Annotated in this window: 19 protein-coding genes and 1 pseudogene; 14 read left to right on the top strand and 6 right to left on the bottom strand. The window is 71.6% G+C overall.

All coding sequences use genetic code 11. The annotated features are described in order from the left end of the window. The first annotated feature begins 94 nt into the window (after nt 1–94). Both ABZ911_RS08875 and ABZ911_RS08870 read left to right on the top strand, forming a co-directional pair. A complete protein-coding gene (locus ABZ911_RS08875) occupies nt 95–2,668 on the top strand; it encodes a M14 family zinc carboxypeptidase (RefSeq protein ID WP_358053507.1) in 2,574 nt (857 codons plus the stop codon). Between the two features lie 303 nt (nt 2,669–2,971). Then, nucleotides 2,972–3,196, top strand: a pseudogene (locus tag ABZ911_RS08870) (zinc ribbon domain-containing protein); the annotation flags it as partial. 44 nt (nt 3,197–3,240) lie between these two features. Here ABZ911_RS08870 and ABZ911_RS08865 read toward each other — a convergent pair. Beyond that, nucleotides 3,241–4,212 carry an aldo/keto reductase gene (locus tag ABZ911_RS08865; RefSeq protein WP_358053505.1) on the bottom strand — a complete coding sequence of 324 codons (972 nt, stop codon included), beginning with the start codon at nt 4,210–4,212 and terminating at the stop codon, nt 3,241–3,243. A 91-nt stretch (nt 4,213–4,303) separates the two neighbouring features. Here ABZ911_RS08865 and ABZ911_RS08860 point away from each other — a divergent pair, with 91 nt between their 5' ends. The 3 genes from ABZ911_RS08860 to ABZ911_RS08850 are packed head-to-tail and all read left to right on the top strand — an operon-like array spanning nt 4,304 to nt 8,320. Then, nucleotides 4,304–5,362, top strand: a complete 1,059-nt coding sequence (locus tag ABZ911_RS08860; RefSeq protein ID WP_358053503.1) for a class I SAM-dependent methyltransferase — start codon at nt 4,304–4,306, stop codon at nt 5,360–5,362. Nucleotides 5,363–5,417: 55 nt separating this feature from the next. Further along, nucleotides 5,418–6,128, top strand: a complete 711-nt coding sequence (locus ABZ911_RS08855; RefSeq protein WP_358053500.1) for a DUF4407 domain-containing protein — start codon at nt 5,418–5,420, stop codon at nt 6,126–6,128. After that, nucleotides 6,125–8,320, top strand: a complete 2,196-nt coding sequence (locus ABZ911_RS08850; protein WP_358053498.1) for a tetratricopeptide repeat protein — start codon at nt 6,125–6,127, stop codon at nt 8,318–8,320. The genes ABZ911_RS08855 and ABZ911_RS08850 overlap by 4 nt, the downstream gene beginning before the upstream one ends. On the opposite strand, the gene ABZ911_RS08845 is transcribed toward ABZ911_RS08850, so the two are convergent. Next, nucleotides 8,310–9,335, bottom strand: coding sequence for a zinc-dependent alcohol dehydrogenase family protein (locus ABZ911_RS08845; protein WP_358053496.1), 1,026 nt, complete (start codon nt 9,333–9,335; stop codon nt 8,310–8,312). The genes ABZ911_RS08850 and ABZ911_RS08845 overlap by 11 nt on opposite strands. 158 nt (nt 9,336–9,493) lie before the next feature. Here ABZ911_RS08845 and ABZ911_RS08840 point away from each other — a divergent pair, with 158 nt between their 5' ends. Together ABZ911_RS08840 and ABZ911_RS08835 are read left to right on the top strand one after the other, a co-directional pair. Next, complete coding sequence (locus tag ABZ911_RS08840) at nt 9,494–10,918, top strand: glutamate--cysteine ligase (protein WP_358053495.1); 1,425 nt, start codon at nt 9,494–9,496, stop codon at nt 10,916–10,918. 64 nt (nt 10,919–10,982) lie between these two features. After that, complete coding sequence (locus tag ABZ911_RS08835; protein ID WP_358053493.1) at nt 10,983–12,041, top strand: hypothetical protein; 1,059 nt, start codon at nt 10,983–10,985, stop codon at nt 12,039–12,041. Here the strand turns inward: ABZ911_RS08835 and ABZ911_RS08830 are convergent. Then, complete coding sequence (locus ABZ911_RS08830; RefSeq protein ID WP_358053491.1) at nt 12,031–12,756, bottom strand: PaaX family transcriptional regulator C-terminal domain-containing protein; 726 nt, start codon at nt 12,754–12,756, stop codon at nt 12,031–12,033. The genes ABZ911_RS08835 and ABZ911_RS08830 overlap by 11 nt on opposite strands. A gap of 30 nt (nt 12,757–12,786) precedes the next feature. Here ABZ911_RS08830 and ABZ911_RS08825 point away from each other — a divergent pair, with 30 nt between their 5' ends. Further along, nucleotides 12,787–14,487, top strand: a complete 1,701-nt coding sequence (locus tag ABZ911_RS08825; protein ID WP_358053488.1) for an acyl-CoA dehydrogenase family protein — start codon at nt 12,787–12,789, stop codon at nt 14,485–14,487. A 9-nt stretch (nt 14,488–14,496) separates the two neighbouring features. Continuing rightward, nucleotides 14,497–15,246: a crotonase/enoyl-CoA hydratase family protein gene (locus ABZ911_RS08820; protein WP_358053486.1), complete on the top strand. Its 750-nt coding sequence runs from the start codon at nt 14,497–14,499 to the stop codon at nt 15,244–15,246. A 31-nt stretch (nt 15,247–15,277) separates the two neighbouring features. On the opposite strand, the gene ABZ911_RS08815 is transcribed toward ABZ911_RS08820, so the two are convergent. Continuing rightward, the gene (locus ABZ911_RS08815; protein ID WP_358053484.1) at nt 15,278–16,684 is read right to left on the bottom strand and encodes a hypothetical protein; all 1,407 of its coding nucleotides are present in this window, start codon (nt 16,682–16,684) and stop codon (nt 15,278–15,280) included. A 58-nt stretch (nt 16,685–16,742) separates the two neighbouring features. Here ABZ911_RS08815 and ABZ911_RS08810 point away from each other — a divergent pair, with 58 nt between their 5' ends. Further along, complete coding sequence (locus tag ABZ911_RS08810; RefSeq protein ID WP_358053481.1) at nt 16,743–17,306, top strand: DUF305 domain-containing protein; 564 nt, start codon at nt 16,743–16,745, stop codon at nt 17,304–17,306. Here the strand turns inward: ABZ911_RS08810 and ABZ911_RS08805 are convergent, their stop codons facing one another. Next, nucleotides 17,307–17,681, bottom strand: coding sequence for a tetratricopeptide repeat protein (locus ABZ911_RS08805; protein WP_358053478.1), 375 nt, complete (start codon nt 17,679–17,681; stop codon nt 17,307–17,309). It abuts the gene before it with no gap. Between the two features lie 161 nt (nt 17,682–17,842). Between ABZ911_RS08805 and ligD the strand changes: the two genes are divergently transcribed. The 4 genes from ligD to ABZ911_RS08785 all read left to right on the top strand — a co-directional run bounded on the left by ligD (nt 17,843) and on the right by ABZ911_RS08785 (nt 21,581). Continuing rightward, a complete protein-coding gene (gene ligD / locus ABZ911_RS08800; protein ID WP_358053476.1) occupies nt 17,843–19,012 on the top strand; it encodes a non-homologous end-joining DNA ligase in 1,170 nt (389 codons plus the stop codon). A gap of 547 nt (nt 19,013–19,559) precedes the next feature. Next, entirely contained in the window at nt 19,560–20,045 is a 486-nt protein-coding gene (locus tag ABZ911_RS08795; protein WP_358053474.1) for a proton-conducting transporter membrane subunit, read from the top strand. Continuing rightward, nucleotides 20,015–20,377: a proton-conducting transporter membrane subunit gene (locus ABZ911_RS08790; protein WP_358053472.1), complete on the top strand. Its 363-nt coding sequence runs from the start codon at nt 20,015–20,017 to the stop codon at nt 20,375–20,377. The genes ABZ911_RS08795 and ABZ911_RS08790 overlap by 31 nt, the downstream gene beginning before the upstream one ends. A gap of 106 nt (nt 20,378–20,483) precedes the next feature. Beyond that, nucleotides 20,484–21,581, top strand: a complete 1,098-nt coding sequence (locus tag ABZ911_RS08785) for a hypothetical protein (RefSeq protein WP_358053469.1) — start codon at nt 20,484–20,486, stop codon at nt 21,579–21,581. A gap of 152 nt (nt 21,582–21,733) precedes the next feature. Here ABZ911_RS08785 and ABZ911_RS08780 read toward each other — a convergent pair whose 3' ends face one another. Next, nucleotides 21,734–21,952, bottom strand: a complete 219-nt coding sequence (locus ABZ911_RS08780; protein WP_358053467.1) for a cold shock domain-containing protein — start codon at nt 21,950–21,952, stop codon at nt 21,734–21,736. Nucleotides 21,953–22,146 lie beyond the last annotated feature (194 nt).

Here is a 22,146-nt window from a genome sequence, read left to right as displayed (position 1 = left end):
CACCGACAGATCACGGATCGGTACGGGGGCTCGTCACGGGGGCGTCCGGCATGACACTTTGTGATCGCATCAAATCCCTCCAAAGGAGGCATCCTTGCGCAGACGCATCGTCATCCCTCTAATGGCGCTTTTTCTCCTCCCAGCAGGTACGGCCGTCGCCGACCCCGTGACCCCGCCCGAGCGTGCCGTACGAGACTTCGGGAACGGCCCCGAGCGCAACGACGAGGCCTCGACCATCGAGGACCGGGCCGCCGCCGCGGCGCGGCAGGCCGGACCCGGCGAGGTCGCGCCCTTCCGCCACGATCGCACCCGCGGCTACCCGCGCAGGACCCAGCTGCCCATCCCCCCGGAGAACCCCGCCGACGCCTCCGTCAAACTCGGCCTCGTCCCGCACCACGCCATCGCCGGGAAGCTCAACGAGCTGCAGGCCAAGGGCGACCGGGTCAGCGCCGAACTCCTCGGCCGCTCGGCCGGCGGGCGGGACATGTACCTGGTGACCGTGACCGCGCCGGAGAGCTCGTCCCAGGCCAGGGCCCAGGAGCGGATGCGCGAGCGGATCGAGAACGACCCGGCCAGGGCGGCCCGCGACCGGGACGTGCGCAGGAACTACAAGGCGCCGGTCTTCATCAACGACAACATCCACGGCAACGAGTGGGAGGGCACCGACGCCGCGCTGCGCGTCATCGAGGAGCTCGCCACCAGCCCCGCCCCCGAGGTCACAGACCTGCTGGCGCACTCGCGGCTGTACTTCAACATCACCGCCAACCCCGACGGCAGGGTCGCCGGCGTCCGTACCAACGGCAACGGCTTCGACCTCAACCGGGACTTCATCACCGCCTCGCAGCCCGAGGCCAGGGCGATGCGCCAGATCATGATCGACACCCAGCCGGTCGTCATGATCGACCTGCACGGCTACGTGAACGGCACGCTGATCGAGCCGACCACCCCGCCGCACGGCGCCAACTACGAGTACGACCTGTTCATCAAGAACGCCTACGCCAACGCCCTCGGCATGGAGTCGGCGATCAACGCGCTCGGCTACACGCCCGAGAAGGACGGCACCTTCCCGCCGCAGATCCCCTTCCGCGACTCCGCCGAGGGCTGGGACGACTGGCCGCCGATCTTCACCCCGCAGTACGCCCCCTTCCAGGGCGCGGTCGCCTCGCACACCATCGAGTTCCCGATGCGGGTGAACGGCTCCGACTACACCAACCTGCCCGTCACCGAACTGCGCCGCCGCTCGGCGATCAACGTCGACATCGCCGCCGCCGCGATGCGCGCCACCAACACCTTCGTCAGGACCAACCGGGAGAAGCTGGTCGCCGACCAGATCGAGATGTTCAGGCGCGGCGAGGCGGGCGAGCCGTCCAGGACCGTCCCGCTCGGCATCGTGCCCGGCTTCGGCCCCGAGGACGTCTACAACACCACCTTCCCGCGCGCCTACGTCATCCCCGGCGGCGACGGGCAGCGCTCGGCGACCGCGGCGGCCCGCCTGGTCGACCACCTGGTGGCCAACGACGTCAGGGTCGAGCGCGCGACCCGCTCCTTCCGGGCGGGCGGCAAGCACTACCCCGCCGGTTCGTACGTCGTCGACATGCACCAGCCCAAGCGCGGCATCGCCAACGTCATGCTGGAGCCCGGCGCCGACATGAGCCCGCGAGTCGACGCCATGTACGACATCTCCGGCTGGAGCCACGCCCTGCTCTGGGGCGCCACCGTCGACGCCGTCACCGACCGCAGGCTGGACGTGCGCGGCACCCCGGTGAAGGCCGCCGGGCCCACCGGCTCGATCCCCCGGGGCGGCGGCGCGCTGGCGCTGAAGATCACCGACGGCAAGGAGGTCCAGGCCGTCAACGACCTGCTCGGCCAGGGCGTCGCGCTCTCGCTGGCCGCCGACGGCACCGCGCTCGTCCCCGCCTCCGCCCGCACCGCCGCCAGAACCGTCTCCGACCGGTACGGCGTGGCCTTCACCAGGGCGGGCTCGGCCACCGGCACCCCGCTGCCGAAGGTCCGCATCGCGGCGGCCGCCTCGGCCGACGAACTGTTCACGCTCCGCGAGCTGGGCTTCTCGGTCACCCCGGTCTCGACCGCGATCCTCAACGCGGGCTTCGACTGGAGCTCCACCGACGCCCTGTACGTCTCCAGTGGCCTGTCCCACACCGCGCTCAACCCGGCCGCCAAGTCGGCGCTCGACGCCTACCTCGCCAAGGGCGGCGTCGTCACCAGGGGCGGCACCGGCGCGACGTTCAACGCGGCGGCCGGCCTGCTCACCGCCACCCACGTGCCGGGCCGCGGCGACGCCAACGGCGTCGTCAAGGTCACCTCGGCTCCGGGCCCGGTCGGCACGGGCTCGCCCGAGCACGCCTTCGTCTACTCGCCCCGCTGGTTCACCGCGCTGGGCGCCGAGGTGAAGATCGAGCAGTCCTACGCCGCCGACGGCCCGCTGGTCTCCGGCCACTGGCGCCCCAACGCCGACGGCACCGGCGGCCAGGACGCGGCCCGAGGCCAGGCGGCCGTGGTCAGCGGCCGTGACGAGCGAGGTGCCGCCGTGGTCCTGTTCGGCACCGAACCCCTCTTCCGCAACCACCCCAAGGGCCAGTTCCCCCAGGTCGCCCGCGCCCTGTACTGGACCGCCGCCACCGCCGACCAGACCCTGACCACCCCGTAACCTGATCACGATGAGGAGCCGGATTAATCCGGCTCCTCATCGAGGGAATATACAACTGTCCTTATTATAAATACAGTTGTATATTTTCTCGTAGTGCGCCTTGTGTGAAAAAATGCACTTTCGCCCGATAAGGGAAAGTCCTCGAGGCATGACGCGACTCTGCGGTCCTGCTCCATTTCACCGAACACCTACAGCGTGGACTGGCCCGTTTTTCGGGGTGGGGAGGAGGCGCGGTGCTTCGGATCACTGTGTTCTCCTGATTCTGTCGGTGACGTTCGGTAGTTTGTTCGGCAATCCGCGTTCACGTCGCAGATCTGCAATACCTGCGGGCATGTCGCCAGGGAGAGTCGTGAGAGCCAAGCTTTCTTCCTGTGTGTGGCCTGTGGGTGGCGGGACAACGCCGACGTGAACGCGGCCCGCAATGTTCGAGACACTGCCGCAGGGCATGCGGTGGCCGCACGGGGAGGCCCGCCGTTGGGCGAGCCCGAGAACCGTGAACCTCAACACGACCGCCTCCCCGTGGGGTAGTCGCCGTTGGAATCCCCCGCCTTCACTTCAGGCGGTGGAGGATGTCAAATGCGCACCTCGCGGGGCCGGTAGGGCTCGGTGAGGAAGGTGAGTTCCTTGTCGGTCAGGTGGACGGCGGTCGCCGCGACCGCGTCGTCCACGTGGCGGTCCTTGGTCGCGCCGACGATCGGGGCCGTCACCCCGGGCTGCCGCAGGAGCCAGGCCAGGGCGATCTGGGCCGCGGGCAGGTCGCGGTCGCGGGCCACCTGGGCGACCCGGTCCAGGATGGCCTGGTCGTTCTCGGGGTCGTAGAGCGCGCCGATGCGGGCGTCGGTGCCGCTGCGGGCCGTACCCGAGGTGGCGGAGCCGGCGCGGGCCAGGACGCCGCGGGCCAGCGGGCTCCACGGCAGGACGCCCACGCCCTGGTCGGCGCAGAGCGGCAGCATCTCCCGCTCCTCCTCGCGGTAGAGCAGGTTGAGATGGTTCTGCATGGACACGAACCTGGTCCAGCCGTGGGACTCGGCCACGTGCTGGGCCTTGGCGAACTGCCACGCCCACATGGACGAGGCGCCGATGTAGCGGGCCTTGCCCGACCTGACCACCTCGTGGAGCGCCTCCATGGTCTCCTCGATCGGGGTCTCGTCGTCCCAGCGGTGGATCTGGTACAGGTCCACGTGGTCGGTGCCCAGGCGGGTGAGCGAGGCGTCGATCGCGGACAGGATGTGCTTGCGCGACAGGCCCCGGTCGTTGCGGCCCCGGCCCATCGGGAAGTAGACCTTGGTGGCCAGGACGTACTCCTCGCGGCGGGCGAAGAGGCGGCGCAGGACGTTGCCGGTGACGACCTCGCTGGCGCCGTCGCTGTAGACGTCGGCGGTGTCGAAGAAGGTCACGCCGGCGTCCACGGCCCTGCGGATGATCGGCTCCGCCCGGTCCTCGGGGAGCGTCCATTCCATCTTGGCCGGGTCACCGTAGCTCATCATGCCGAGGCAGATCCTCGAGACCGTCAAACCGGTGGTGCCAAGTCGGGTGTAATCCATGTTTCTCAGCCTAGGACAGCCCATGAACCGCAGATGATCGCCGGTGGGGTGGTCGCGTGTCATAGTCGGTGAAGGGGAAAGGGGTGCGGGAATGGTGTCAATCGGAAAACTGGTGTACGGGTCCCGCTATGACCGGGTCCCGTGGGGACAGCGGGTCTACGTGCGCGGGGGCGAGCGGTGGATCCGTGAGGCACAGTGGCGGCTGCGCCTGCGCCGGGCACCGGTGCTCTCACTGGACGACTATCGGGCGAAGGTGCCACTGGGCGGCATCGAGGAGTTCCTGGCCTGCATGATGTGCGGGGAGTCCCGCCAGCAGCCGCTGTTCGAGCCGACCGGGGACAAGGGCTGGCGCTACCGGGTGGTCCGCTGCCCGGCCTGCGGCTTCCTCTACCGCAACCCGAACGTGCGGCCCGAACGGCTCGGCGACCTGTACGCCAACGGCTACAGCGGCTTCCTGACCGGCAAGTACGCCGCCAACCGGCAGCGCCGCTACGCGCTCACCATGGAGGCGTTCGCACCGGTCTTCGACGACGGCGAGGGGCGGCGGCTGCTCGACTTCGGCTCAGGCGCGGGACTGTTCCTGGAACTGGCCGAGGCCAGGGGCTTCGACGCGTGCGGGGTGGACCTCTCTCCCGACTCGGTCGCGCAGGCCAATGCCAGGCTGACCACGGCGAGAGCCTACTTCGGCGCCCCGGATGACGTGCCGGAGATCGCCGGCGGCGGCTTCGACGTCATCACGCTCTGGTCGGTGCTGGCGCACCTGCCCCGGCCGCTGGAGGACTTCGAGCGCTTCCGCCGCCTGCTGGCGCCCGGCGGGGTGCTGCTCATCCTGACCGTCAACGCCCGGTCGCTGCTGCTCAAGGCGTACGGCTCGGCGTGGAGCGGCTTCACCAGGAACCACCTGATGTTCTACTCCGCCGACACGCTGCCGACGCTGCTCGGCCGTACCGGATTCGCCGGGGTCGCCTTCACCCCGCACTTCGGCGACACGATCGAGGCGGGTACGGCCAGGCTGCCCGAGCCCCTGTGCGAGCGGCTGCGCCGCACGGTCAAGAGCACCGACGGCGGCAACATGATGCGCGCCATGGCCTTCGCCGACGACAAGGCGATCGAGCGCTGGGGAGGCAGACTCAAGGTTCACCGGCTCTAGGCGCGATCGCCGTGATCTACTCGGACCAGGTGAACAGGTGCGGGTGAGAGGGCGCATGGGCGGATCGACCTGGGGACGCTGGTTACGCGCGCTGGCGGGCGCGAACGAGGACCTCCTGCGCTGGACGCCGTACGAACGTCCGCGCTACACCCTGCTGGGCGCGGCCTTGCTGAGCGCCGTCGCGGTGTCGTCGGGGTCGACCGGGGTCGCGCTCGGCATGATGGGTGTCCGGCCCGGTTTCCTGGTGCCGTTGGCGCTCGTCTGGGGCATCATGATGCTCATCCTGGACCAGTGGATCCTGCTCACCACCCGGGGGTATGGCGGCTGGACGCGGGTCCGGGTGATGGCGCCGCGGCTGCTGCTGAGCTTCCTGATCGGCCTGACCGTCGCGGAGCCCCTGCTGATGAAGGTCTTCGAGGCCGAGATCGGCCCGCCGGCCGGGGGCGGGCTCCTGGCCCGGACGGAGGCGTTCCAGCGGCTCGTCGACGGCTCGCCGTCGACGCAGGTCGCCGTGTGGCTGGTCAGGCTGCTGTTCGTCCTGCTCGGCAGCCTGCCGCTCTGGCTGCGGCTGATGTTCGGCACCAGCGAGTACGACCGGCTGCTGGACGAGCGGCGCAGCATCTACCAGCCGGGGCAACGGGCCCTGGAACGGGAACTCCAGCACGACGTGGTGCGCCATCGGGCCCCGGGCGGCCCGAGCGACGGCTCGCCGCCGGTCCGGCAGGTGATGCGCGTGCTGGGCCTCGGCGACGGGTCCGCTTCATGACGTCACGAGGCAGGATCGCGCTGGGCGCCGCCCTGCTGTTCCTCCTCGGCGGCGCCAGCGGCGCCCTGTTCGAGGTGAACGAGTTCGCGACCGGGTTCGCCACGCTCGCCGCGGGCGGGGTGCTCGCCTGGTGGCTGGAGCGCAGGGGCGGCGCGGCCCCCGAGCGCCCGGCCGCCGTCACCGCGCCCCCGGGCGCGCCGGGCGAGTCCGTCAACATCCCGGCTCCGGTGCGCACCTTCACCGGCAGGCGGCGGGAGCTGGCCGAGCTCAGGTCGATGGCCTCACCCGGCTCCCGCGTCGTGCTCCGTGGCGTGGGCGGCGTCGGCAAGACCCAGCTCGCCGCCGCGCACGCCGCCACCCGCCGCGGAACCGTGCAGGTGGCCTGGTGGATCCACGCCGGCGACCGGCTGTCGGCGCTCGCGGGGCTGGCCGAACTGGCCGCCCGTCTCGGGCTCGCGGACGAGGACCTGGAACGCTCGGCTCAGCGCGTGATCGACCACCTCGCCCGGCGCCGGCGCTGGCTGCTGGTCTACGATGACGTGCCCGATCCGGCGACGATCGCCGGGATCGTCCCGCCCGCCGGGGGAGAGGTCGTCATCACCTCCCGGCACCACCGCTGGGACACCGTCGCCGCCGTGCTGGAGGTCACCTCCTTCGATGTCAAGGGGGCCGCCAGATACCTGTTGGCACGTACCGGCGACCCCGACGAGCCCGCCGCGCGACGCATCGCCGCCCGGCTCGGCGGCCTGCCGCTCGCCCTGGAGCAGAGCGCCGCCTACTGCGCGAGGACCGGCATCGGCCTGGCCGACTTCCTGGACCGTTTCGAGCACAGCCGCCACATCCTCGCGCACGGCGCGGAGGGAGAGGGTTACCTGTCGGTCGCGGCCACCTTCAAGACCGCCTTCGACCGGGTGGCGGGCGAGAACCCGGCGGCGGCCCAGTTGCTCGGCCTGGCCGCGTTCCTGGCCCCCTCGGGCATCCCGCGCGAGCTGGTCACGGTCCTGCCCCGGGTCCTACCACGCGAGCTGGCCGAGGCCGCCCGCGACCCGCTCCGGCTGGACGAGGTCTACCGGCTGCTCCTCGACACCTCGCTGATCGGCCGGGACCAGGTCGCGGGACGCTTCCAGGTACACCCGCTGGTGCAGGAGGTCACCCGGGACCTCGTCGCCAGGCGCCGCGGGTGGCGGTGGCCTGGACTCTTCCGGGCGAAGGACTTCGACCGCTCGTCGGCCTGGACGAGCGAGCGGTGGACCGTCGCGGCCGTCCGGTTGCTGCACGAGGCTCTGCCGGAGGAGGACGCGCCCGCCTCCCGGGCGATCTTCGCCGCGCTCATGCCGCACGCCCAGCAGGTGCTGGCCCACTTGGAGGGGCAGGTGGACCAGCCGCTCGACGCGGTGTACCTGCGGCACCGGATCGGCCTGCACCTGGACGCCCAGGGCGAGTACGCCGAGGCCCACCGGCATTTCGCCCGCGCCGCCGGCCTGTGCGCAGAGGCGTTCGGCGCGGAGCATCCGGCCACCCTGCGGTCGATCGGCTACCAGGCGTCCGTGCTGCGCCGGCTCGGCGACCTGCGGCAGGCCCGCGAACTGCACTTCAAGGTGCTGGAGATCCGCAGGATCACGCTGGGCCCGCGCAACCCCGAGACGCTCGCCTCCATCGGCAACCTCGCCCTGGTGCTGAAGGAGCTCGGCATGCTGAAGCAGGCGCGGGAGCTCTACGAGGAGGAGGTCGAGGGCTGCGCGCGGACGCTGCCGGACAACCACCCCGGGACGCTGACCGCGATGAACAACCTGGCCCTGCTGCTGCGCGACCTGGGCGAGCACGAGCGGGCCCGCGACCTGCTCACCCGGGTACTCGCCGCCTGGCCGGGCCCCGATCCGCTGAGCCTGACCGCGGCGAACAACCTCGCCTCCGTGCTGACCGCCCTCGGCGAGCGGGACGAGGCGAGGACGCTGTACGCCAGGGTCGCGCTGGATTCCCTGGAGGCGTTCGGCGAGGAGCACCCGCGTACCCTGGCGGCGGTGGGCAACCTGGCGATGTCGGCGGGCCCGAAGGAGGCCGCCGCGCTGCTCGGCTGGGGACTGCGCCGCAGTGAGGCCGCGCTGGGCGAGGAGCACCCGGTCACGCTGGTTCTGCGGGAGGGCTTCACGAGCCTCGGCGAGGCGGGACCGGCCCCCGGCGTCAAGGGATGATCATGGTGACGCCCGGCACGGAGCCCATCGCGGCCAGTGCCTTGCCCGCGTCGGGCAGCCCGATCCGGCGGGTGATGAGCTGGTCGGGGTGCAGGATCCCGGCCCTGATCAGCTCCAGCATCTGCGGGTAGGCGTGCGCGGCCATGCCGTGGCTGCCCAGCACCCGCAGCTCGTAGCCGACCACCCGGTCCATCGGGACCGGGGTCGACCCGCCCGGCAGCAGCCCGACCTGCACGTGCCGGCCGCGGCGGCGCAGGCCGAGCACGGAGGCGGCGCAGGTGGCCGGGCTGCCCAGGGCGTCGAGCGAGACGTGCGCGCCGCCCCTGGTGAGCTCCCTGACCTGGGCGGCGGCGTCGCCCGCCGAGGCGTTCACGAAGTGGGTGGCGCCGGCCCGCTCGGCCAGGTGCAGCGCCTCGGAGCTGACGTCGACGGCCACCACCCGCGCGCCGGTCGCCGCCGCGATCATCACCGCGGACAGGCCCACGCCGCCGCAGCCGTGCACGGCCACCCACTCGCCGGGGCGCGCCCGCCCGACCTGGACGATCGCCCGGAAGGCGGTGGCGAAGCGGCAGCCGAGGCCCGCGGCGGTGCCGAAGGCCATCTCCTCGGGCATCGCGACCAGGTTGACGTCGGCGTGCTCGATCGCCACGTAGTCGGCGAAGGATCCCCAGTGGGTGAAGCCCGGCTGCGTCTGCCGTTCGCAGACCTGCTGGTCGCCGGTGGCGCAGGCGGCACATGTGCCGCAGGCGCAGATGAACGGGACGGTCACCCGTGCGCCGGGCCGCCAGCCGCGCACGTCGGAGCCGACCTCGGCCACGACGCCGGCCAGCTCGTGGCCGGGAACGTGCGGCAGCACCGCTATGTCGGGGTCGTGGCCCTGCCAGCCGTGCCAGTCGCTGCGGCACAAGCCGGTCGCCTCGACCTTGATGACCGCTCCGCCAGGGCTCGGCGTGGGGTCGGGGACCTCGCGAAGGTCCAGGTCCCCACCGAAGATGTCAAAGGCAACCGCGCGCATCTCATGAGCTTAGGGTCAACTCCCGCAACCCGCGCAATGCGAGGGGGGAGGCGGCGCCGGACTTCTTCCCGCAGGACGGCGGGGTTCTCGGCTGGTGAGGTGTGGAATCGGTCTGTCCGGACAGGGAGGGGGTGAAGGTGCAAAAGGGGGAAATCCTGATGGGTCAGGGGATGAAGAAGGAGCGCTTCTCTGAGGCGGACTACCAGCGCTTCGGGGAACTGCTCCACGAGCAACTCGCCAGGCTGCGCGAGCTGCTCGACCGGCCGGGCTTCGGTGAGGGCCCGGTGACGATCGGCGCCGAGCTCGAACTCTTCCTCATCGACGCGCGAGCCAGACCGCTGCGGCGCAACGAGGAACTGCGCGCCGCGATCGGCGACCCCCGCCTCACCCTGGAGCTGGGCCGCTACAACCTGGAGGCCAACCTCACCCCGCTGCCGCTGACCGGTCGCCCCTTCGAGGCGCTCGGCGAGGAGATGCGGGAGGTGCTGGAGCTGGTCGACCGCGCCGCCGCGGCCGACGAGCCCGGCGGCGGCGCGCTGCCGATCGGCATCCTGCCCACGCTCGGCACCGGGGACTTCACCTCCCAGTCGATCAGCGACGAGGCCCGCTACCGGGCGATGGGCCGGGGGATGCGGCGGCTGCGGCTGGAGCCGTACCTGGTCAGGATCGAAGGGACGGGTGGGGCGGAGCTGGAGCTGGAGGTGGAGGACGTGATCCTGGAGAGCGCCAACACCTCCTGGCAGGTCCACCTGCGCACCGCGCCCGCCGACTTCGCCCGCCTGTACAACGCCGCCCAGGTCGCCATCGGCCCCGTGCTCGCCGCCGCCGGCAACTCGCCGCTCTTCCTGGGCAGGGAGCTGTGGGAGGAGACGCGGATCGCGCTGTTCGAGGAGGCGTCCGGCGACCGCGACCTGTTCCGCCTCTACCGCAAGGACGGGCGGGTCGCCTTCGGCTCCGGCTGGGTGACCGAGGGCGCCTACGAGGTGTTCGAGCGCTACGTGCACGACTACGACCCGGTGATGCCGGAGATCGCCGAGGACGCCGGGCCGGACGACCTGCCGGAGCTGCGGCTGCACCAGGGCACGGTGTGGCAGTGGAACCGCCCCGTCTACGACCCGGCCGACGGCGGGCACCTGAGGATCGAGATGCGCGCCCTGCCCGCCGGGCCGACGCCCGCGGACATGGCGGCCAACACGGCGTTCATGCTCGGCCTCACGCTCGCGCTGGCCGAGCGGGACCTGACCGGGTACCCCTTCGGGCAGGCGTACCAGAACTTCTACCGGGCGGCCATGCACGGCCTGGACGCCAAGCTCTCCTGGCCGGGCGTCGACACCGAGCACCCTGCCGCCGACCTGGTGCTGAACCTGCTGCCGGAGGCCAGGGCGGCGCTGCTGAAGGCGGGCGTGGTGCCCGGCGACGCCGACGCCGCGCTCGACGTGATCGCCCAGCGGACGCGGCTGCGCCGTACCGGATCGGTGTGGCAGCGCGAGGCGCTGGCGGCTTGCGGTGGGGATACCGGAGCCATGGTGCGGCGATACCACGAACTTGCCCTGACGGGACAACCGGTGCACATGTGGCGGTAACCATGCGTTGAGGCCTGATTTTCCGCCAAGCTATCCCCAAGAGACGGCAACGAGGGGATGAGGCATGGCTGCCACGGGCATGGTCCCGGCCGACGCGGCTCCGTTCACGCTGAAACGGGTGACCGGAACCGTGGCCGAAGGGGCCGCGAAGCTGGGCAAGGAACTGGGCGCCACGGCGGTGGAGGCGGTGCTCGCGAACGCCAACCGGCGTGCCGTGCGCAGGGGGGCGGCCGGCGCGCTCGGCTCGATGAGGCCGAGACCGCTGGACTGGTACGCCTTCGACGAGAAGGACAACGACACCGTCGACTGGTACCCGCAGGGCCTGACCTGCGGCGCCGACTCCGGCAACGCGGGCGTGCCGGTGTTCGTGGCGAGCTGGTACTTCAAGCCCAAGCCGCCGGTGCCCGAGCGCGGCGTCAGGGTGACGTTCCTGAGCCCGGTGACGCTGAGGTACCAGCACGCGCTGCTGGTCGAGGCCAAGCCGGACGGCTCCTACGGACCGATCAACATCCACGCGGGCGGCGTCGCCTGGTACGAGGACCTGCTGTACGTCGCCGACACCACCCGAGGGCTGCGCGTCTTCGACATGAACCGGATCTACGACCTGCGCACCGCGCAGAAGGACCTCGGTGACCCGGAGAGGATCGGGCGCTCCGGCGGGCGCTTCCACGCCTTCGGCTACCGCTACGTGCTCCCGCAGACCGACTGCTGGCGCCTGGCCGCCTCGGGGCCGCTCTTCTCCTTCGCCGCGATCGACCGCACCCTGTCGCCGCACGCGCTGGTGTCGGGGGAGTACGTTGAGAACGCCCCGATCGGCCGGGTGGCCCGCTGGAACCTCGACGCCGACGGCACCCTGAGCGACAGCGGGGGCGTGGCCGCCGCGCGCGACGCCTTCCAGCTCGCCCAGCCCAAGATCCAGGGCGCGGTGTCGGCCCGCGGCAAGTGGTACCTGAGCCAGGCCGGCGGGCCGTCGGCCAACGGCCGGCTGGTCGTCGACACCGACGGCACCGGCGTGGTCAGGCCGTTCCCGATCGGCCCCGAGGACCTCACGGTGCAGGGCGACCAGCTGTGGAGCGTCACCGAGTTCAAGGACAAGCGGGTGATCTTCGGGGTCAGTCTCTGAGGTGCTTGTCCAGCAGCTCGCGATAGCCGGCGTCGAACTCCTCGTAGCGGGCGCGCAGCTCGTCGCCGGGCCAGGCGGCCGGTAGCAGCGCGGGCGGCAGCAGCGGGTCGGCCAGCAGGTGGCGCAGCACCGCGGCCGACACCAGGAAGCCCTCGGCGAGCTCGCCTGCCGCCTGGAGCCGCGTCATCAGCAGCCTGGCGTGGGCCGCCCAGCCCTCCAGGTCCCACAGCAGGGCCGTCGGGTCGTCGTGCGGGCGGCCCTCGATGAGCGTGCACTGGGCGGTGACGATCTCGGGCCACGCGCGCAGCAGGTTCGCCGGCCGCAGCCAGGTGCCCTCGCGCAGCTCGGCCAGGCGCAGCGCGTTCATCGTGTGCCGCAGCGCGGCCCGGTCGGCGGGCGCGCGCCGTTCCGCGGTGACGATGGCGATCTCCCAGGTGCCGTCCCAGTGGCGGGTGTGCGGGGAGCGGCTCTCGTCCTGCCGGGCCTGGCGCTCCAGCAGCCGCTCGGCCAGCGCGTAGCGGCCGTTGTCCTGCGTCAGGTCGCCCGCGGCGACCATCCGGGACAGCGCCACCCGGACGGTGCCCTCGGCGATGCCGAACAGCTCGCCGATGCGGACCAGGTGGCGCGCGGCCAGGGTCGGGGGGTGGCTGCCCAGCAGCGCGCTCAGCACGGCTGAGCGGGCGGTGAGCGGCTTGTACATGTTACGGTCTTCCATCGCGTGTCGATTATATGTAACACTCCGAGAATGTCGCACTATCTCATCGAACCAGCGGACCGCCTGCCGTTCGGCTCCGAGGACAAGTCCGGGCGCTACGCCACCGAGCGCTACCAGGGGGCGGTCGGGCTCAACTGGTGGACCTGCGATCCCTCGCTCCGGCTGCTGATGCGCCGGCACCTGGGCGAACAGGGGCTCGCCTGGGCGGAGCCGTACCTGGAGGAGGTCGGGGCGCTCATGGGCGGCTCTGTCGCGCGGCACGCCGAGGAGACCGACCGCAACCCGCCGCGGCTGGAGAAGTACGACCGGTGGGGGCGCGACATCAGCCAGGTCGTCATGCCCGCCTCCTTCCTCGCGGCCAGGCGCGACCTGCTGGACAACAGCCTCACCTCGCCGCGGTTCGCCGCCGAGGCGCGGGAGAACGGCGCCGACCCGGTGGCGCTCGGGGCCGCCTGGACCTACCTGCTCGACCAGGCCGACATCGGCATGGCCTGCGCCATGGGCACCGGCGGCGACATGGTGGTGGGCCTGGCCGAGCGGTACGCCCCCGACGACGTCAAGGCGCGCGTCCGCGAGCTGTTCAAGGACGGCTTCTACGCGGGCGAGGCCGCCCAGATGCTCACCGAGCGGACCGGCGGCTCCGACCTCGGCGCGCTGGAGGCCACCGCCGAGCCCGACGGGGAGGCGTGGCGCCTCAGCGGGTACAAGTGGTTCGCCTCCAACGCCAACGGCTCGGCCTTCGTGGTGCTGGCCAAGCCCGTCGGCGCCGACGACGGCGTACGCGGCGTGGCGCCGTTCCTGGTGCTGTGGGACCGGCGCGACGGCTCGCGCAACGGGGTGCGGATCAGGCGGCTCAAGGACAAACTCGGCACCCGCTCGGTCGCCTCGGCCGAGGTGGAGTTCACCGGCGCGGAGGCGTTCCTGCTGGCCGGGCCCGGCTCGGGCGAGGGCTCAGGGCTGTCCACGATGATGCGGCTGACCCAGGGCTCCAGGCTCGGTGTCGCCATGATGGGCGTGGGCGTCGCCCGCCGCGCGCTGGTCGAGTCCCTCTGCTACGCCCGGGTCCGCGAGGCGTTCGGCAAGCCGCTCATCGAACAGCCGCTGATGCGCAGGAAACTCGCCGAGCTGATCGTCGAGGTCGAGGCCGCCCAGGCACTGGTCTTCGACGGCTACTGCGGCCCCCGCCTGCGCCTCGCGCCCGCACTGATCAAGCTGCGCGCCGCCAGGCTCGGCGTCACCGCGGCCAGCGACGCCATCGAGATCCACGGCGGCAACGGCTACATCGAACAGTGGCCGGTCGCCCGCCTCCTCCGCGACGCCCAGGTCAACCCCATCTGGGAAGGAGGAGACAACATCCTCTGCCTGGACGTACGGCGGGCGATGGCCAAGGAGCGGGCCCACCTGCCGTTCCTGGACCGGCTGCGGGCGGCGGCCACCTCGCCGCTGGTCGCCGAGCGGATCGAGGACCTGGCCAAGGCCGTGGAGGCGTGGCAGGCGCTGGACACCGCCACCGCCGAGGCGCGGCTGTACCCGCTGGCCCAGTTCATGGCCGATGTCTACGCCGCCGCCCTACTGGAGGAGCAGGCGACCTGGGGTCTCGACGACGGCCGCAAGGCGCTGGTGGCCAGGCTCTACGCCGAGGCGCACCTGGCCGACCGGGGCCCGCTGCGCGGCCTTGACGCCCCCGCCGCGGACCACTTCGACGCGCTCCTGGCGGGTGCACTCGGGTAGGGATGAGCCATGAGTGTGCGAGTCGAGACCGAAGGCCCCGTCACCACCGTCGTGCTGAGCAGGCCGCAGGCCCGTAATGCCGTGGACCGTGAGACCGCCGACGCGCTGGTGGAGGCGTTCACCGCGTTCGAGGAGTCGGACGCGGCCGTCGCGGTGCTGTGGGGGGAGGGCGGTACCTTCTGCGCGGGTGCCGACCTGAAGCGGCTCGACAACCACGTCGGCGAGGAGGGCGGCGGGCCGATGGGGCCGACCAGGATGCGGCTGTCCAAGCCGGTCGTCGCGGCCGTGGCCGGGCACGCGGTGGCCGGTGGGCTGGAGCTGGCGCTCTGGTGCGACCTGCGGGTGGCCGAGGAGTCGGCCGTGTTCGGCGTCTTCTGCCGCCGCTGGGGGGTGCCGCTGATCGACGGCGGCACCGTACGGCTCCCGCGTCTCATCGGCCTGAGCCGGGCGATGGACCTGATCCTCACCGGCCGCCCGGTCCCCGCCGCCGAGGCGCTCGCCATGGGCCTGGCCAACCGGGTCGTCCCGGACGGCGGCTCGCGGCAGGCGGCCGAGGAGCTGGCCCGGGAGCTGGCCCGCTTCCCGCAGCGGTGCCTGCGCGGCGACCGGCTGTCGGCGCTCGAACAGGAGGGCCTGCCCGAGGCGGAGGCGATCGTCAACGAGCTGCGCCACGGCATGACCTCGCTCGGCGACGCGGTCATCGGCGCGGCCCGGTTCGCCGCGGGCGCGGGCCGGCACGGCGACTTCGGCGGCGTCTAGCTGCGGCGAACCGGGGCGGCTTCGGGAGTGTCTAGCCCGGCTGGGTCTGCGCGTTGAACTCGGTCAGCCGCTGCTCCTCCAGCGGCACGCCGGTCAGCTTCAGTACGTCCAGCCCCTTGTACATGTCGCTGGAGTAGATGTAGCCGTTGTAGAAGTAGGCCGACCAGGAGCCGCCGTACTCGTCCGGGCTGGAGTACGGCGACCGGCCGCGCTCGAAGAAGGCGATCTCCTCGGGCGCGGCCGGGTCGGAGAAGTCGATGACCGAGATCCCGCCCTCGTACCAGCCCTGCACCATGACGTCGCGGTCCTTGACCGGCACCAGCGAGCCGTTGTGCGCGCTGCAGGTCTCCGGCGCCGCCGACTTGCGCGGGATCTTGAAGTAGCCGCGCAGGCGCAGCTTGCCGTCCTTGACGGTGTAGACGCCGTTGCCGCCGAGGGTGTCCCCGGCCTTGGGGTCGCACACCACCGACAGGCCGCCGCCGAACTCGTCGGAGAAGACCACCTTGGTCCCGTCCTCGCTGAACACCGCCGAGTGCCAGTAGCCGAAGTGCTTCTCGTCCTGCAGCCGGTCCAGCACCTTGGGCTTGACCGGGTCGGAGATGTCGAGCAGCAGCCCGTCGCCGCTGCACGCCGCCGCCGCCAGCTTCTTGGCCGGGTACACGGTGACGTCGTGGCAGCCGCCGCTGGAGAAGTTGCCGCGCAGTTCGGTGCCGCCGTCGGGCATCAGCACGGGCGTGCCGGCCAGCTTCGCCGCCGCGGGGTCGGCCAGCGGCACGGTGACGACCGCGAGCCTGCCCTGGTGCCCGACGCATTCGGGGAAGCGCGTACGGCCCGGCGCGGAGGAGACGTAGAGGTGCACCATGTCCGGCGTGGCGGCGGGCACGAGCGTGGCGGTGTGCGACCCGCACGGCGTGGCGACCGCGCCCACGTAGCGGGGGGCGCGCTTGTCCTTGATGTCGAAGATCCGCACCCCCTCCCAGCGCTCCTCGCCCTGCCCCGTGTACGGCGGGCTCTGGCAGCCGGGCCCGAGCGTCGCCGCGTCCACCGACAGGAACAGCAGGTCGCCGCTGACCGTGACGTCGTTCTGGATGCCGGGGCAGTACACCTGGCTGACGATGGACGCCTTCTCCGGCGCGGCGATGTCGTAGATCGTGAAGCCCTCGTAGTTGCCCTCGATCACATGGTCGCCGGTGAAGGCCAGGTCGGTGCCGAGGGCCGCCTCGGTGTTCAGCGGCGCCCGCCTGGCCACGCTGGCCACCAGCCGCAGGTTGTCGCTGTGCCGGGCGGTGCCGTCGTACTCACCGATGTCCTCGGCGGTGATCGGCTTCCCGGTGGGTTCGAGGACGGGCAGTGGTTCCGGCGGCGCGGCGCCCGGAGCCGGCGCCGTACAGGCGGCCAGCGCCAGGCAGAGTAAACCGGCCAGAAGTCCCCGTCGCACAGCTACCCCGTTCGTCGTAGCTTTTCCCCATATGGACCGTAGCGCGATGATCGTCGCCTTGGTAGCTCTGACCCTGTGCGGGTGTACGGCGCAGCCCCCCGAACGCGGCGTGGTGCCCAGCGGCGGCCCCCCGGTGATCGTTCCCGGCGAACCGGGACAGCCCGCGGCCACGGCCACCCCCGGCCGGCGGCTCGGCCGCGAACAGGGCCCCAACGCGGCCGACGTGCGCTTCGCCGAGGCGATGATCACCCATCATCGGGCGGCGCTCGACATGGCTCTGCTGGTGCCGTCCCGGACCACCTCGGCTCCGGTGCGCGCGCTCGCCACCAGGGTCGCGCTCTCGCAGGAGGCGGAGATCACCTGGCTGACGGCCTGGCTCGGACGGCTCGGCCGTACCGCGCCGCACGGGCACGGACACGACATGGGTGCGCTGAAGGCGGCGCGCGGAGAAGCCTTCGACCGGCTCTTCCTGCGGGAGATGATCGTCCATCATGAGGGCGCGCTCGACCTCGCGGCGGCGGTCCTCGACGGCGGGACCGACCCGGCCGTCCGCCGTCTGGCGACGGACATCGACGCCGCGCAGTCCGCCGAGATCGAACGGATGCGCGGCCTGCTGCCCTGACTAGGCGGTCTGCAGGGTCCCGAGGGCCGCCTCGATCGGCGCGACCAGGTCCGGCTCCGAACGGCGAGCCAGGTCGAGGGCGGCCTCGTAGCACTCCTCGGCGCCCGGCTGGTCGTCCGAGTAACGGTGGACGTCACCCAGGTTGATCAGCACGTCGATGGTCTGCCTGTCGGTCTCCGCGGCGTCGAGCGCGCGGTACAGGTACTCGAACGCCTCGCCGTACTCTCCGAGGGCCAGCAGGCCCACTCCGGCGGCGCGTAGCGAGCGGATGTCACCTCCGTGACGTACCTCGGCCACCGCGGTGGCCAGCTTCTCCCTGTCAGAGGGCACCATCCGGAGCCGCTCGTCGTAGGCGATCAGGTCATAGATCTGCACGCGGCATACGGTAGCGCTCCTGACCAGTAGAAGATGCACCGGGCTGGCCTCGACCCCCCGCAGGTCGGGGTGGCGCGCCGTACCGTTATGAAGTCGTTGTGATCCCGGCTGATTTGAGGGGGCGAAGCGTAGATCATCTGGATGAACGTAAGGTGACTTCTATGCCGGACATCGAGGCCGCCGGGCGGAACGTACGGGTCACCAGTCCCGACAAGGTCGTCTTCCCGCGCGGCGGGCACACCAAGCTCGACCTGATCGGCTACTACCGGGCGGTGGCCGAGGGGGCGCTGCGCGGAGTGGCAGGGCGGCCGATGATCCTCAAGCGGTACGTGCACGGGGTGGAGCGGGAGGCGTTCTTCCAGAAGCGCGCGCCCGCCAAGCGCCCCGACTGGATCGAGGTGGCCGAGCTGCGCTACCGCTCCGGCACCAGCGCCGAGGAGGTCGTCGTCGGCGACCTCGCCGCCCTGCTGTGGGTGGTCAACCTGGGCTGCGTCGACCTCAACCCGCACCCCGTGCGGGTCGCCGACCTGGCCAGGCCCGACGAGCTGCGCATCGACCTCGACCCGGTGCCCGGCGTGCCCTGGGGGCAGGTGCTGGAGGTCGCCCAGGTGTCACGCGAGGTGCTGGCCGACCACGGCCTCACCGCCTGGCCGAAGACGTCCGGCTCGCGCGGCTTCCACGTCTACGCGCGCATCGAGCCGCGCTGGAGCTTCGCCGACGTCCGCGCCGCCGCCGAGGCGGTCGCCCGCGAGGTCGAGCGCCGCGCCCCCGGCCTCGCCACCAGCCGCTGGTGGAAGGAGGAACGGCACGGCGTCTTCGTCGACTACAACCAGAACGCCTACGACCACACCGTCGCCTCCGCCTACTCCGTCAGGCCCGTCCCCGACGCCCGCGTCTCCACCCCGCTGACCTGGGACGAGGTCCCCGGCTGCCGGCCCGGGGCGTACACCGTGGACACCGTGCCCGCCCGCTACGCAGCGATCGGCGACCCGTGGGAGGACATGGACCTGTACCCGGGCTCGCTCACCGGGCTCCTCGAACTCGCCGAGTCACAGGAGCCGCCGCCCGAACGGCTGGAGGTGCCGGTCGTCGAGATCGCCCGTACCCAGCACCAGGACGAGGGCCTGGCCGCCCTCGGCCGCTGGAAGGCCGGGCACCCCGAGGTCGTGCCGTACCTGGAGCCCACCGACGTGCTCGTCGACGCCATGCGCGGGCGCAGCTCCACCTGGACCAGGATCAGGGTGAACCTCCAGCACGTCCCCGAACACCTCCGCCCGGACCAGGAACCCCTCGAAGCCGACTACAACCCCTGGACCCAGGCCGCCGACTGACCGACAATCACGTTGATCCTGACCTAGGGAAGCGTGATGACCGCCGTGGAGGAACTGCTTCCGTACGGCGGCGTGGCCCTGCTGCTCGCGGTCCTGCTGTGGGCACTCAACAGCTTCGCTGGCGGCATCGTCGAAGACCTCGGCCGCCGCTCGCTGGACTCGGCCGTCCGCAGGAAGGCCGCGCGCGAGTTCCTCAGCAGACGCCAGCTACGCGGGTACGCCAAGGCGCTGCGAACCGCCCACGCCGCCCACTCGTCCGCCTTCCGGCCCGACGACACGCCCGCCGACGTCCAGGACACCTACATTCCGCGCGCCATGGTGCTGACCTGCCGCGACGAGGTCTACCACGGCGAGCTGTCGCCGCACTTCCAGCGGATCGTGAAGATCGGCGAACTCGACGACACCGCGCTGCGCCTGCTGCTGCGCCGCCGCCTGGGCGCCCAGGAGGAGGTGGAACGGCTGTTCGCCGGGCTCCAGGCCGGCCCGCCGCTGCTGGCGATGGCCAGGAGCCCGCTGCTGCTCGGTCGCCGCCGCGACGCTGCTGGTCGTGGCACTCGCCGCGGGCTGGGCGCGCGGCCACGACCGGGAGACGGAGGTCCACACGCTGCTCCTGCTGGCCGCCCTCGGCACCGTCCTGCTCGCGGGCGCGAACGACCTGCTCGTCCTGGTGGCCGCCGACCTGCTGGCCGGCATCCCCGCCTACGCGCTGGCCGGGTTCGCCAAGGACCGCCACGGCGTCGAGGCCGCGCTGAAGTACTACCTCATGGGCGCCTTCCTCGGCGTGCTCATGCTGTCCGAGGTGACGCTGGCGTACGGCCTGGCCGGGTCCACCTCCTACGAGAGGCTGGGGGAGCGGCTGGCCGTCGCCCCCGCACCCGCCGTCGCCGTGACGGTCGTCGCCCTGCTGGCGGGCCTGCTGTTCAAGGCGGGCGGGGTGCCCGCGCACTTCTGGGTGCCCGACGTGACCCAGGGCTCCTCGCGGGTGGTCGCGGCGCGTTCGCCGTGGTCGTCGCGGCGGGCACGGACTCGCTGACCGGGTACCAGGGGCTGGCCAGGCGGCATCCCGGCCTGGCGGCGAGCCTGGCCGTCTGCCTGCTCGGACTGGTCGGCACGCCGACGGCGGTGTTCGTCGGCAAGCTGCTCGTCTTCGCCGCCGCCTGGGACGGCGGATTCGCCTGGCTGGCCGTGGTCGCCGTGCTCAACACCGTGGCCAGCCTCTTCTACTACCTGAGGTGGCTCAGGCCGCTCTTCGCCACGGGCGAGGGGGTTCAGGCGGCTCCCGGACCCGTCGCCATCGCCTGCGTGGCCGCCGCGCTGTCCCTCCTGCTGGGCATCGCCAGCGGGCTGGTCCTGACCTTCACGTGACGCAGTGCCCTTGGCGATCGCCAAGCTGCGATGTGCTGTTCAATTCGCACCGATCGGCTTCGAAGACCAGGCGATCAGGTCATGGCTTCGCTTATCGTGATCTTTCATGAGGGTCCTCGTCGTGCTCCTTTTGCTGCTCGCGGGATGCGGTGCCGTCGAGCAGGTGCCCGCCCTGCGGGTGGAAGAGGCGAAGGCCACCTGGCGGCTGACGCACACGGGGCGAGGAGCCGATGGGTGGATGGCCGCGACGGGCCCGAAGGAAGCTTGGTCGATAGTCCAACACAAGCCGCTGGCGCCCTCCTGGTCCATCATGCGGTGGGACGGGACCGCCTGGCGGCCCGCCGTACTCCCCAAGGGCTTCAAGTGGGTCTATTCCGCGATGTTCGCCACCTCGCCGACGGGGGACGATCTGTGGCTGTTCGGTGGAGATCGCCCATGGCAACTGGTCAAGGGCCGGTGGGTGGCCCGGCTCTGGCCCAGTCGGTACACGCGGGCCTCGGTCGCCGTGGCGAGCCGGAACGAGGTGTGGATCGCCGAGACCGGTGATCCGGATAGCTATGTGGGTGCCGCCCTCAGCCGCTGGGACGGCGCCTCCTGGCGAAGGGTGCCCAAGCCGGATCCGTTCGACGACTACGCCCTGGTGGAGCACGTCGTCGCGGCCGGTCCCGGAGAGTTGTGGGGGCTCGTCGCGGACCAGGGCATGATCCGGGTGATCCGACGCGTCGGCTCCGGCTGGGCCTTGCTGCCCTCACCCTCGATGCCGGTGCCGTCGTCACCGGCTCGGCGCGGCTGTGAGCACCAGCCGACACCCGCGCTCCGCGTCAAGGCACTCGCGGCCGGCGCCAGAAACGAAGCGTGGGCCCTCGCCGACATCGAGGTCAAGCCATCCGGATCCTGCGGGGGCGTCGCGTCCGCGCGACAGGCGGTCCTGCACTGGAACGGCACGTCCTGGCAGCAGGCGAACCTCCCGCTCGGCTCGACGACGCTCACCTCCATCCGGGCCGACAAGGTGGGCGGCGTGTGGATCGGGGCGAATCCCGACCGCGGCCGGCCCTACGTCCTCAACCTCCGGAAAGGCCGCTGGACCAGATCCATCCTCCCCCGCGGGCACGTGGGGCGCATCGAGCCGATACCGGGCACTACCGGACTGTGGGTCCTGGCCCGAGAGGGGAGCAACACATTTCTGACCTATGAGCTGACATAGGCCGCGATTACCCGCCATGGCGCGGGCCGCCAGACGAATCGGCAACGGCAGTCACCGCCCGAGGATTCCCAGCAGCCATGGGATGAGCGGACCGCGGGGAAATGGTGCGCGGTGCCGTACGAAAGAAAGCATGATTCGGATCGACTACCAGGTCACACCTTACGGACGTCGGTGGCGCAGAAGTCGAAACTGTCCTGCCGTCTTTCCAGCAGGGTGAACTCCACGATGTCCCCGGCGTCCAACACCCGGTAGCCCTCTCCGACGACATCGCTGAAGTGAGCGAAGGCGTCACGCCCCTCAGGAAGCTCAGGCGAGGAGATCGCCCCCCACCCCTTCTCGGCCTTCCAGAACTTCACGATCCCACGCGTCATTCCGCACAGTCTGCCCCACGGCGGCGGGCTTCGGCTCCTGGTTTCCGGGGTCGCGATCACCTGAGGCTGAGATCCCTTCCTGATAGGCGTTTTCCATGACCTCAAGGGCGCGGTCCCAAGCCTCCTCAAGCGAGTTCGGCATCGCCACGGGCGCAGGGCAGAAGGTTCACAGAGCCTTGAGGGCTGAGTGACCG

Origin of the sequence: Nonomuraea sp. NPDC046570 (assembly GCF_040645915.1) — a bacterium.
Lineage (GTDB): Bacteria > Actinomycetota > Actinomycetes > Streptosporangiales > Streptosporangiaceae > Nonomuraea.
This window is presented reverse-complemented; position numbering and strand designations above follow the sequence as displayed.

Coding starts and splice junctions, on each gene's coding strand:
- ABZ911_RS08850 (WP_358053498.1), top strand. CDS start 6,125: ATGACGTCACGAGGCAGGATCGCGCTGGGCGCCGCCCTGCTGTTCCTC.
- ABZ911_RS08855 (WP_358053500.1), top strand. CDS start 5,418: ATGGGCGGATCGACCTGGGGACGCTGGTTACGCGCGCTGGCGGGCGCG.
- ABZ911_RS08825 (WP_358053488.1), top strand. CDS start 12,787: ATGTCGCACTATCTCATCGAACCAGCGGACCGCCTGCCGTTCGGCTCC.
- ABZ911_RS08860 (WP_358053503.1), top strand. CDS start 4,304: ATGGTGTCAATCGGAAAACTGGTGTACGGGTCCCGCTATGACCGGGTC.
- ABZ911_RS08785 (WP_358053469.1), top strand. CDS start 20,484: ATGAGGGTCCTCGTCGTGCTCCTTTTGCTGCTCGCGGGATGCGGTGCC.
- ABZ911_RS08820 (WP_358053486.1), top strand. CDS start 14,497: ATGAGTGTGCGAGTCGAGACCGAAGGCCCCGTCACCACCGTCGTGCTG.
- ABZ911_RS08830 (WP_358053491.1), bottom strand. CDS start 12,756: ATGGAAGACCGTAACATGTACAAGCCGCTCACCGCCCGCTCAGCCGTG.
- ABZ911_RS08840 (WP_358053495.1), top strand. CDS start 9,494: ATGGGTCAGGGGATGAAGAAGGAGCGCTTCTCTGAGGCGGACTACCAG.
- ABZ911_RS08845 (WP_358053496.1), bottom strand. CDS start 9,335: ATGCGCGCGGTTGCCTTTGACATCTTCGGTGGGGACCTGGACCTTCGC.
- ABZ911_RS08865 (WP_358053505.1), bottom strand. CDS start 4,212: ATGGATTACACCCGACTTGGCACCACCGGTTTGACGGTCTCGAGGATC.
- ligD (WP_358053476.1), top strand. CDS start 17,843: ATGCCGGACATCGAGGCCGCCGGGCGGAACGTACGGGTCACCAGTCCC.
- ABZ911_RS08780 (WP_358053467.1), bottom strand. CDS start 21,952: ATGACGCGTGGGATCGTGAAGTTCTGGAAGGCCGAGAAGGGGTGGGGG.
- ABZ911_RS08835 (WP_358053493.1), top strand. CDS start 10,983: ATGGCTGCCACGGGCATGGTCCCGGCCGACGCGGCTCCGTTCACGCTG.